Source organism: Chamaesiphon sp. OTE_20_metabat_361, assembly GCF_031364565.1.
Genome location: NZ_JANLWO010000198.1, coordinates 1 through 1,823, shown reverse-complemented (window position 1 = coordinate 1,823; position 1,823 = coordinate 1). Strand labels below are relative to the sequence as shown.

Genomic DNA, 1,823 nt, shown 5'->3' with positions numbered 1-1,823 from the left:
TCTGCCCCGCCCTCGCCTGCGGCTCGGGCGCCCCTCTCCCACGCTTGGGTGAGGGGTTGGGGGTGTGGCCAAAATCTATGCTTCATACTTCAATTCAGCAACGCCAACAATATTTAAATTAGCACGTACCTCATCGATCGGCTTTTCCCATAAAGCGTCCCAATCTACCCCAAATAAAGAGCGAGCTGTTTTGCCCATCGTCCAGCCGTTGGTAATTGCCTCCATGTAGCTCGTCGCCGCGTCGAGATCGTAAAGTAACGACTTGAGCAGGTTTTTAGTCAGTAACGCCAGCCAAAATTTGGATACCTCTAACTGAGCGACATAAAATGCTTCGAGCTGAATTTCGCCGTAGATATCCGTCTTACTTCCAGTAACAGTGTGCCAGAGATCGTGAGTCTCGGTAATATGCGTGCCCAAAAACTGTCGCTCGGTTGCGGCTGGTGGTGACTGTAAGGGTTTGAGGTGGTTGTCGAGCATGTGTGCGGCATAGCAATATCCCAAGGTATTGGTTGGTAACTGCTGGAGTTTTGCCAGATCGATCGGTGCCAATGGCGTCCGACTTGCAAACGCTTTTTTTGCCTGTGGATGGAGTGATAGTCGCTCGATCGTTAAGTCTACACTTTCAGGATCGCTGCTAGCGAAAGCCAAATGTTCGATCGCCCCAAAATCACCATCGCCAGTTTCTACCATCCCTAAGACACTGGCTAACAGTAATTGTGGTGAGTGTGATGTTGAATGGATGTCGGACATAGCCAAAAATTTCCTAGCGATATTATTTGGGAGCTACCGCTCTATAGCGGTACTCGACCGCGATACATATTATATCAACTCGCTGCTGCCATCGATCGCAATCGCCGTATTAATTCAGACAATTACTGCAATATTTTAGCCCGAAAATTTCAAGATTGACAGTGTATCTACAGCACAAACGATCGGCGAAACAGTCACTCTATATCCTTTGGACGATGTATTTTCTGACTCGATCGGGGATCTTGTTGATAGTGCGCGTACATTATATTTTGAATCTAAGTAAGCATGGCTAATTTGTTAGAAACCGCTGCTAAATCTGGTGACTTTAAAATATTGCTAAAAGCAATTCAGGCAACAGAACTAGAAGATACCCTCGATAGTGAAGGTTCGTTTACGATCGTCGCACCCACGGATGCCGCTTTTGAGAAATTGCCATCGGCAGAGCGCGATGCCTTATTTGCAAATATCCCCAAGCTCAAACGCATCGTGCTGTATCACGTCGTCATGGGCAATGTCCAAGCTGAGGATTTAGCAGAGATCGATGAAGCACCGACAATGGAAGGCTCGATTCTTGCCGTCAAGCGAGCGAACGGCAAGATCCACATCAATGATGCCTTGGTAGATCGAACCGATATCCTCGCCGATAATGGCGTCATCCATACGATCGACACAGTACTAATGCCAGCCATCCTCGAACACGAGTACGACTGAGATCGATCGCCAATTCAGCCATCCTCAACCTTCGCTGTAAATTTATCTCTCAGTCTCCCCGTCTCCTAGTCCCCCATCTCCCATCTCCCATCTCCCACCTCCCATCCCAAAAGGTTGAATCGATCGAACATTTACCCGATTATAGAGAGAGCCGCTCTCGATCGTTTTCAAGGTAATAATTTTTATGTCCATTCGTCCTTACACAGTTGCACTGATCGTCCCTACTGGCATCGGTGCCGCGATGGGTGGGTATGCTGGAGATGCGCTGCCGATCGCCAGAGCAGTGGCGGCGAGCTGCGATCGACTCATAACCCATCCGAATGTGATGAATGGGGCACAATTGTACTGGAGTATGCCCAATG

General features: G+C 48.5%; 3 protein-coding genes. 2 read left to right on the top strand and 1 reads right to left on the bottom strand.

The genetic code is table 11. The features are described 5' to 3' along the window. Positions 1-75: 75 nt before the first annotated feature. The gene (locus RMO35_RS05580; protein ID WP_309739181.1) at positions 76-750 is read right to left on the bottom strand and encodes a Coq4 family protein; all 675 of its coding nucleotides are present in this window, start codon (positions 748-750) and stop codon (positions 76-78) included. Between the two features lie 285 nt (positions 751-1,035). On the opposite strand from RMO35_RS05580, the gene RMO35_RS05575 reads away from it, so the two are divergent. Continuing rightward, positions 1,036-1,461: a fasciclin domain-containing protein gene (locus RMO35_RS05575; protein ID WP_309739180.1), complete on the top strand. Its 426-nt coding sequence runs from the start codon at positions 1,036-1,038 to the stop codon at positions 1,459-1,461. A gap of 184 nt (positions 1,462-1,645) precedes the next feature. Continuing rightward, positions 1,646-1,823 (top strand): DUF3326 domain-containing protein (locus tag RMO35_RS05570; protein ID WP_309739182.1); only part of this gene is annotated, 178 nt, incomplete at its 3' end.